This is a genomic window from Chelativorans petroleitrophicus (genome assembly GCF_025398195.1).
In the GTDB taxonomy this organism is placed as follows: Bacteria; Pseudomonadota; Alphaproteobacteria; order Rhizobiales; family Rhizobiaceae; genus Chelativorans; species Chelativorans petroleitrophicus.
On the sequence record NZ_JAODNV010000010.1, the window covers coordinates 204,392 to 211,584 of the forward strand.

9 protein-coding genes are annotated in these 7,193 nt (G+C 61.3%); 6 read left to right on the plus strand and 3 right to left on the minus strand.

Annotation, left to right across the window (positions count from 1 at the left end; genetic code table 11):
- Nucleotides 1-73 precede the first annotated feature (73 nt).
- A complete protein-coding gene (gene pncB / locus NYR54_RS10630) occupies nt 74-1,378 on the minus strand; it encodes a nicotinate phosphoribosyltransferase (RefSeq protein ID WP_261515618.1) in 1,305 nt (434 codons plus the stop codon).
- 243 nt (nt 1,379-1,621) lie between these two features.
- Here pncB and NYR54_RS10635 point away from each other — a divergent pair, with 243 nt between their 5' ends.
- Nucleotides 1,622-1,963 (plus strand): hypothetical protein, encoded by a 342-nt coding sequence (locus NYR54_RS10635; RefSeq protein WP_261515619.1) that lies wholly within the window; start codon nt 1,622-1,624, stop codon nt 1,961-1,963.
- Nucleotides 1,964-2,087: 124 nt separating this feature from the next.
- On the opposite strand, the gene gloA is transcribed toward NYR54_RS10635, so the two are convergent.
- Nucleotides 2,088-2,528 carry a lactoylglutathione lyase gene (gene gloA / locus NYR54_RS10640; RefSeq protein ID WP_261515620.1) on the minus strand — a complete coding sequence of 147 codons (441 nt, stop codon included), beginning with the start codon at nt 2,526-2,528 and terminating at the stop codon, nt 2,088-2,090.
- 242 nt (nt 2,529-2,770) lie between these two features.
- On the opposite strand from gloA, the gene NYR54_RS10645 reads away from it, so the two are divergent.
- The 5 genes from NYR54_RS10645 (at nt 2,771) to NYR54_RS10665 (ending at nt 5,922) form a co-directional block, all read left to right on the plus strand.
- On the plus strand, nt 2,771-3,370 hold the full coding sequence (locus NYR54_RS10645) for a cold-shock protein (protein WP_261515621.1): 600 nt from the start codon (nt 2,771-2,773) through the stop codon (nt 3,368-3,370).
- A 51-nt stretch (nt 3,371-3,421) separates the two neighbouring features.
- Complete coding sequence (locus NYR54_RS10650; protein ID WP_261515622.1) at nt 3,422-3,889, plus strand: DUF192 domain-containing protein; 468 nt, start codon at nt 3,422-3,424, stop codon at nt 3,887-3,889.
- A 9-nt stretch (nt 3,890-3,898) separates the two neighbouring features.
- A complete protein-coding gene (locus NYR54_RS10655) occupies nt 3,899-4,654 on the plus strand; it encodes an alpha/beta fold hydrolase (protein ID WP_261515623.1) in 756 nt (251 codons plus the stop codon).
- 111 nt (nt 4,655-4,765) lie between these two features.
- Nucleotides 4,766-5,584, plus strand: coding sequence for a serine O-acetyltransferase (gene cysE, locus NYR54_RS10660; RefSeq protein WP_261515624.1), 819 nt, complete (start codon nt 4,766-4,768; stop codon nt 5,582-5,584).
- Between the two features lie 128 nt (nt 5,585-5,712).
- Nucleotides 5,713-5,922 (plus strand): DUF3126 family protein, encoded by a 210-nt coding sequence (locus NYR54_RS10665; protein ID WP_261515625.1) that lies wholly within the window; start codon nt 5,713-5,715, stop codon nt 5,920-5,922.
- Nucleotides 5,923-6,256: 334 nt separating this feature from the next.
- On the opposite strand, the gene NYR54_RS10670 is transcribed toward NYR54_RS10665, so the two are convergent.
- On the minus strand, nt 6,257-6,865 hold the full coding sequence (locus NYR54_RS10670; RefSeq protein ID WP_261515626.1) for a transglutaminase-like cysteine peptidase: 609 nt from the start codon (nt 6,863-6,865) through the stop codon (nt 6,257-6,259).
- Between the last annotated feature and the right edge of the window lie 328 nt (nt 6,866-7,193).

Here is a 7,193-nt window from a genome sequence, read left to right on the forward strand (position 1 = left end):
AAGCGCAAGAGAAGCGACATCCGCTATCGTCAAGCGGCGACGGGACTGGAGTCACACCGCCGCTGCCGACACTTTAAACCACGACGGGCTGGCGCACGCGGCTTTCGTCGCCGAAGACCTTCAGATAGCGGCGGATCTCGTCAGGGTCTCCGGTGGCCTTTTCCGAATTGTCCGAAAGCTTGACGGCCGGTCGGCCATTGGCCTCGCTCACCTTGCACACCAGCGAAATGGCCTTGAGGCTCTTGATCTCGCTCGGCGCGCAATCCTCGAAATCGTTGGTGAGATTGGTGCCCCAGCCGAACGCCATACGCACGCGGCCCTTGAAGTGGAGATAGGTGCGTTCGATCGTCTCCACATCCAGCGCGTCGGAGAAGATCAGAAGCTTCTCGCGCGGGTCCTTTCCGTGCTCCTTCCACCAGGAGATGATGCGCTCGCCGCCCTCGATCGGGGGTGCGCTGTCGGGGCGGAAGCCGGTCCATTCGGCCACCCAATGGGGAGCGGAGCGCAAGAACGCCTCGGTTCCGAACGTGTCCGGCAGGACGATGAGCAGGTTGCCGCCATAATAACTCTGCCAGTCCTTCAGCACCTGATAGGGCGAAGCCTTTAGTTCCTCGTCGCTGTCGGCAAGGGCGGCAAGCACCATAGGCAGTTCATGGGCGTTGGTGCCCAGCGCTTCCAGGTCCGTGTCCATGGCGAGAAGCACATTCGACGTGCCGGTGAACGACTCCCCGATGCCTTCCTTCAACGCCTCGACGCACCAGCGCTGCCACAGATGGGAGTGGCGGCGGCGGGTGCCGAAGTCCGAAATCCGCAGGTCCGGATATTTTTTCAGCCGTTCCACCTTCTCCCACACCTTGGCCTTCGCGCGAGCATAGAGAACGTCGAGCGCGAAGGGGCCGAGCGATCGCATGGCCGCGCGCGAGCGCAGCTCGTTGATGATGGCAAGCGCCGGGATCTCCCACATGGTGGTTTCCATCCACCGGCCGTGGAAGCTGAGTTCGAACTGGCCGTCCCGGCGGCTGAGCTCATACTCCGGCAGGCGGAAATCGGCGAGCCAGGCGAGAAAGTCGGGCTGGAAGATCTGCTTGCGGCCGTAGAAGGTGTTGCCGGCGAGCCAGATCATCTCCTTCTTGGTAAAGCGGATAGTGCGCGCATGGTCGAGCTGCTCGCGCAGCGCGCCCTCGTCGATCTCGTCGGCTAGGCGCACGCGCTTGTTGCGGTTCGTCAGCGTGAAGGTGGCGCGGACATCCGGATAAAGCCCCCAGATCATCTGCAGCATCAGGAGCTTGTAGAAATCCGTGTCGAGCAGACTGCGGATGATCGGGTCGAGTTTCCAGGTGTGATTGTACACCCTGCGCGCGATATCGGTCCTGATCATCGTGGCGTCTTTCCGCAAAGCGTCGGCGGCGGCCGATCCTATCCGGAGGCGCACACGACACCTCCCAAGGGAAAATGTCAATGCGTGGCGCTCTGTCCCGAATGGAGATGATCGGGGAACAAAGGCCGGAAAGGCGCGTTGTTGGGGGCAGCGCGGCCTGAAGCCGTTAAGATTTGACAACTTCTTGTTAACGGAATCGGGCGAGATTCAACTTCAAAGGGGGGTCAACCTTGAGGATTGCTCATGGATGGCTCACGTTCAACCCTCTCTCCGCGCGGTTTAAGCGCGACTTTAATCCTCTCCCTTGCCACCTTTGCATTGCCAGCCGCCGCTTCGGCGCATGACGCGCCGTCCGGTTGGACCTATCCCTATGCATGCTGTTCCAACAAGGATTGCCGGCAGGTGCCGGCCAGCCTGATTTCCGAGCGGCCTGAGGGCTATGTGATCAAGACTACGGGCGAGGTGGTAGCCTATTCGGACCGCCGCGTGAGAACCTCGCCCGATGGTGTCTATCACTGGTGCTCCGTTGCAGGGATCGATACCAGCCGCACCATCTGTCTGTTCGTGCCGCCGAAAGCCTTCTGACCGAAGCCTTTCGGATGGTCAAGCGCCGCGGAGCTGGATGGAAGGGCTCCCCGGCCGATCTTGTTGACCTCTCTTGGCTGGTGCTTTTTCAACAGCCTCCGCGCCTGATGGCGAAAGCGTGAGTTTACCAAGTACCCGTGTTCTGCATCGATGCCCAGGGCTCGGCCTTGGGCTTGGCCTCTCCCTTCTGCAGAAGCTCGATGGAAATGCCGTCGGGAGAGCGGACAAAGGCCATGCGCCCGTCGCGCGGCGGCCGGTTGATGGTGACGCCCGCATCCATGAGGCGCTGGCATGTCTCGTAGATGTCGTCCACCTCATAGGCGAGATGGCCGAAATTGCGCCCGCCCTGATAGTCTTCCGGGTCCCAGTTGTAGGTGAGTTCGATGAGCGGCGCCTGGTTCTTTTCCGCCGCCTCCACATCCTCCGGCGCGGCCAGAAAGATGAGCGTGTAGCGCCCCGCCTCGTTTTCGGACCGCCGGACCTCCTTCATGCCCAGCTTGTTGCAGTAGAAATCCAGCGACTGGTCGATGTCGCGGATGCGGACCATGGTGTGCAGATAGCGCATGGAAGCCTTCCTGTTCCTCGTTTTCGATTGGCGGGCAGCATAGGGCGTGCCCATGTTGAACGGCAACGGACGAATCCTGTCCGGCAGCTATTGTGCCATTACAGGTTTTGATGCCATTACATATATCTAACAGTATTTTCTGCCATTGTTGAAAATCCTCCGGCAGGTCTTGCTAAGCCCGGATGGGCGGATGCTATCCTCGACACTGAAGAATCAGTCCAACGGCTTGGAAGGCAAGACGGATGGAGGACAACTCCTCGACCACACGAGGGCTTACGGATAGCGATCGGGCCCGGGGGGCGGGCAACAGCAATCAAGAGACCTCGGAGGCGATCGAGATCGCCGGCGCCATCAAATGGTTCGATGTGGCCAAGGGATTCGGCTTCATCTTGCCTGATCGCGCTGAAATGGGAGACGTTCTCCTTCACGTCTCCTGCCTGAGGCGGGACGGCTACCAGACGGCGCTGACCGGCGCGCGCGTGGTATGCCTGGCCCGGCAGGGCGAGAAAGGCCTGCAGGCCTTCAAGGTCATCTCCATGGACAACTCCACGGCCGTTCACCCGGCCGAGGACCAGACGCCGCGCACCCGCGTCACCGTGGTGCCGGAGAGCGGGCTGGAGCGCGCGCTAGTGAAATGGTTCAACCGCACGAAGGGCTTCGGCTTCCTGACCCGGGGCGAGGGGACCGAGGACATCTTCATCCACATGGAGACGCTGCGCCGCTTCGGCGTGACGGAACTGCGGCCAGGCCAGGTGGTTCTGGTGCGCTACGGCCGCGGGGAAAAAGGCCTCATGGCCGCCGAAATCCACCCCGATATCGGAACATTGCCGATCGCGCACTGAGCGCCGGCGGGCGCCGCCAAGGCGCCCGGGCAATGTCGAAGGAACTTGTCCATGCGTTTCCTGATCGCGCTGCTCGCCCTCTGGCTCCTGCCGCTGCCCGTGGGAGCACAGGAACCGATGCTGTTGCCCATTCATCCCGAGAGGCTTGTCATAGACACCGCGACAGGGGAGAAAAGCTTCTCCATCGAGGTGGCCGACGAGCCGGAAAAGCGGCGGCGCGGACTCATGTTCCGCCGCTCGATGAGGGACGATCACGGCATGCTGTTCGTTTTCGAGCAAAGCGGACAGCTTGGCTTCTGGATGCAGAACACGCCCATGCCGCTCGATCTTCTCTTCATCGGGGAAGACGGGCGGGTGCGCGCCATCGAACAGGGTGAACCCTTTTCCACCGACAGCATCGCCCCGCCCGTTATGGCGCAATTCGTGCTTGAGCTGAAAGCAGGGACAGCGCTCAGGTCCGGCATTGCCGTAGGTGACCCCGTCCGCCACCCGGTCATCAGCGCCGCCATCGGAGGGTGACCGGCATCCATGCACTATTTCACCCATGACGGTTTCGAGATCGCCTTCATCGACGAAGGGCAGGGCGATCCGGTTCTCCTGATCCACGGCTTTGCTTCCACCCATTTCGTGAACTGGGTGTCTCCGGACTGGGTCAAGACGCTGCGGGAAGCAGGCTACCGCGTGATCGCGCTCGATAACCGCGGCCATGGCCGTTCGTCCAAGAGCCATGACCGAGAGGACTATTTCCCCGAGAAGATGGCGGGCGACGCCGCGGCCCTGCTCGACCATCTCGGCATCGATCGTGCCCATGTGATGGGCTATTCCATGGGCGCCCGCATTTCCGCCTTTCTTGCGCTCGGCCATCCCGGGAAGGTCGGCACCCTCGTTCTGGGCGGCCTCGGGCTCGGCATGGTGGAAGGCGTGGGCGAGTGGGACGCCATTGCCGATGCGCTGTTAGCCGAGGATCCGGCCTCGATCACCCATGAGCGCGGCCGCATGTTCCGCACATTTGCCGACCAGACGAAGAGCGACCGGCAGGCGCTTGCCGCCTGCATCGCCACCTCCCGGAAGCTTGTCACTCCTGAAGACGTAGCAAAGATCAGGCAACCCACGCTGGTCGCCGTGGGCACCCGGGACGATATAGCAGGCGAGCCCGAGCCGCTTGTCCGTATGCTGCCCAATGGAGAGGCCTTTGCTATCGAGCGCCGCGACCATATGCGGTCGGTTGGGGACAGGACCTTCATGGCCCGGGTGCTGAAATTTTTTCAGGACCATCCGCTCTGAGGCGAAATCAATTCCCTTTGACTCAAGCTTCAGGGATTTTGTGGTTCAACTGTCAACGGTTCTGCCCTAGATAGACGAACACTGACGAAGCACCCACTCGCGGAGGGACCCATGACGGCAAGACAGGCGATCCGCGCCGACGCCCCGCAGACGATGGACCCCATTTGGAGCGCGATCCGCGCCGAGGCGAAAACGGCGGCCGACAGTGATCCCGTCATGGCCGCCTTCCTCTATGCCAACATTCTCAATCACGCCACGCTGGAAGAGGCAGTGATGCACCGGGTCGCCGACCGGCTGGACCACCCTGGTTTCAGCGCCGACCTCATCCGTCACACCTTCCGCGCCATGTGGCAGGACGACCCCGACTGGAGCACGACGGTGCGGGTGGACATCCAGGCCTATTACGACCGCGATCCCGCCTGCGACCGGTTCATCATGCCGGTGCTCTATTTTAAGGGCTTCCATGCCATTCAGACCCACAGGCTGGCTCACTGGCTCTGGAAGCAGGGCCGCAAGGACTTCGCGCTTTATCTGCAGAGCCGTTCCTCCGCCGTGTTCCAGACTGACATCAATCCTGCCGCGCGCATCGGCCGCGGAATCTTTCTGGACCATGCCACCGGGCTTGTGGTGGGCGAGACGGCGGTTATTGAAGACAATGTGTCCATCCTGCAGGACGTGACGCTCGGCGGCACGGGCAAGGAAGTGGGTGACCGGCATCCCAAGATCGGCCGTGGCGTACTGATCGGCGCCGGGGCCAAGATCCTGGGCAATATCGAGATCGGTCATTGCACGAAGGTTGCCGCCGGGTCCGTCGTTCTCAAGCCGGTGCCGCCGAACAAGACCGTTGCCGGCGTGCCTGCCCGAATCATCGGCGAGGCGGGCTGTGAGGAGCCTTCGCGGGCGATGGACCAGCTTCTACGCGAAGAATAGGCTCCCGCAGGGAACCGACGGGGCGTTCAGGCGCTTTGTGCGCAACCCGTCCCGATCCAAGGGTTTACAGCCGGGCCGCGCTCGTGTCAGAAGCTGCGGCAACGCCCGAACGCCAGCGGAGAAGTCTGTTGAAACCGGAAGAGATCAGGAAACTCGACGCCTATTTCAAACGTACGTTCCAGAACCCGTCGCTCAGCGTGAAGGCGCGGCCTCGCAAGGAAGATTCCTGCGAACTTTACATCGGTGACGAGTTTCTCGGCATCATCTTCCGCGATGAGGACGAGGGGGAACTCTCCTACAATTTCTCGATGGCGATCCTCGACGTCGATCTCGATTGAGATTCATCCGACGTCAGCAGGAAGGGTTCCATCTGCGCCATCATGGCGCTGTCTGTCCTGAGCCACTCATTGAATGAACGTTTCGGGAAACGGTAGGAGATGCTGATCTCCTCCGTCCGCCGCACGTCTTGCGCACAATGGTGGCACAAAGCCTTCCTTCCGCTCGCCCTCGCCGAGCTTCTGTCTGCATGGCCCGTATCTACCCGTACCGGTGAAGATGCAGGCCTGCCTGACATTGCCCCGAAAGAAGCGGAGCCGGCCCCTGGGGAAGGGGCCGGCTCCTAACCCGGTCGTTGGGGACGGGGAGGTGGGGACTCGACCGGGTTTCCCGGGATCAGCGGCTTGAGGAAATGCTTGCGACGGCGGGATCCCGCCCGTCGTAGATCGACACCCAGCGCGCCGGGTTATCCGCCGACTGACGCTTGAGAAAGCGGTATGGGGTCTGTGACCAGGGCAGGATTGCCGGCTCCATATTGTCCAGGATGAAATCGCCCATGTCAGTGTTCACGGTGAGCACCGCGTGACCGTCGCCATTGGGGCGCAGAACCACGGTGATCAGCAGATTGCCGGCGGGGACGCCTGCCTCCATGAGAAGCCGGCGCTTTTCCAGCACATAATCTTCGCAATCGCCATAGAGGTCGGGATAGGACCAGTATTCCTCGATGCCCCAGCGCTCCATATCGGTGCGCGGCTGAACCGACGTGTTGACGGCGTTGTTGATCTCCACCATCCGCGCCCAGAGCTCGCGCGTCAGCTTGACTGGTCCCTTGACCGCCGCACCGGGCTGGCATTCGGCCGGCACGCGCTGACAGAACTCATAATGGCCGATAGGCTGAGTGGTGGTCCTTCCGGTGGGCATCGTGTCGGCGGCAGCATTTCCCGCCGCGCACGCAACCAAGACAGCAACCGCCGCAATCAGCGGGAACCGTTTCGTTGTCTGCATTATCGTCTCCCCGTTTGAGGGGGACTATGACAGACAGCGTTTTACTCCTGGCAAAAACCGACAGTATAAATAAGATCAATATTGAAACGACTTGAAAATATTTATGTATATATTCGTTAATATGAGTGAAGGGAAATATTAAGTATAACGAATGGGAAAGGGCGAATGGCCAGCGGAATTTGATGCCGAAAACAGTCTGATAACAGAGGTGCGGGAAGGCGCCTGCGGCTACCGGTGAGTTCGGATTGTTGGATGATGTCCCGGGGCGTGGTGTAGCAGGATAGCGGCGGTCACCAGTGTTTTTCCGGTAGGGTCGGGTTGTTCAAGC

Bases quoted from the DNA above. Each gene is read 5' to 3' on its own strand.
- NYR54_RS10650 (WP_261515622.1), top strand. From the start codon at position 3,422: ATGCGTTTCCTGATCGCGCTGCTCGCCCTCTGGCTCCTGCCGCTGCCC.
- pncB (WP_261515618.1), bottom strand. From the start codon at position 1,378: ATGATCAGGACCGATATCGCGCGCAGGGTGTACAATCACACCTGGAAA.
- gloA (WP_261515620.1), bottom strand. From the start codon at position 2,528: ATGCGCTATCTGCACACCATGGTCCGCATCCGCGACATCGACCAGTCG.
- NYR54_RS10635 (WP_261515619.1), top strand. From the start codon at position 1,622: ATGGATGGCTCACGTTCAACCCTCTCTCCGCGCGGTTTAAGCGCGACT.
- cysE (WP_261515624.1), top strand. From the start codon at position 4,766: ATGACGGCAAGACAGGCGATCCGCGCCGACGCCCCGCAGACGATGGAC.
- NYR54_RS10645 (WP_261515621.1), top strand. From the start codon at position 2,771: ATGGAGGACAACTCCTCGACCACACGAGGGCTTACGGATAGCGATCGG.
- NYR54_RS10655 (WP_261515623.1), top strand. From the start codon at position 3,899: ATGCACTATTTCACCCATGACGGTTTCGAGATCGCCTTCATCGACGAA.
- NYR54_RS10670 (WP_261515626.1), bottom strand. From the start codon at position 6,865: ATGCAGACAACGAAACGGTTCCCGCTGATTGCGGCGGTTGCTGTCTTG.